The organism is Pseudolactococcus plantarum, from assembly GCF_002441715.1.
Lineage (GTDB): Bacteria > Bacillota > Bacilli > Lactobacillales > Streptococcaceae > Pseudolactococcus > Pseudolactococcus plantarum.
This window is the reverse complement of sequence record NZ_JXJX01000042.1, coordinates 1-272: the sequence shown is the minus strand read 5'-3', so window position 1 is coordinate 272 and position 272 is coordinate 1. Positions and strand designations below refer to the sequence as shown.

Here is a 272-nt window from a genome sequence, read left to right as displayed (position 1 = left end):
TGACGGTTTTCAAGACCGTTCCCTTCAGCCAGACTTGGGTAATCCTCCAAAAAAAAGTGGACCTTGTTGGACTCGAACCAACGACCGCTCGGTTATGAGCCGAGAGCTCTAACCAGCTGAGCTAAAGGTCCAACTGTAAATATAGCGGCGAAGGGGATCGAACCCCCGACCTCCCGGGTATGAACCGGACGCTCTAGCCAGCTGAGCTACACCGCCAAAATGTGTTAGATGATCTTTCGATCAATCGGGAAGACAGGATTCGAACCTGCGAC

General features: G+C 52.2%; 2 tRNA genes. Both read right to left on the bottom strand.

From position 1 onward, the window contains the following. Positions 1-57: 57 nt before the first annotated feature. A tRNA-Ile gene (locus tag RU87_RS09550) sits at positions 58-131 on the bottom strand. Positions 132-142: 11 nt separating this feature from the next. Then, positions 143-216, bottom strand: a tRNA-Met gene (locus RU87_RS09545). Between the last annotated feature and the right edge of the window lie 56 nt (positions 217-272).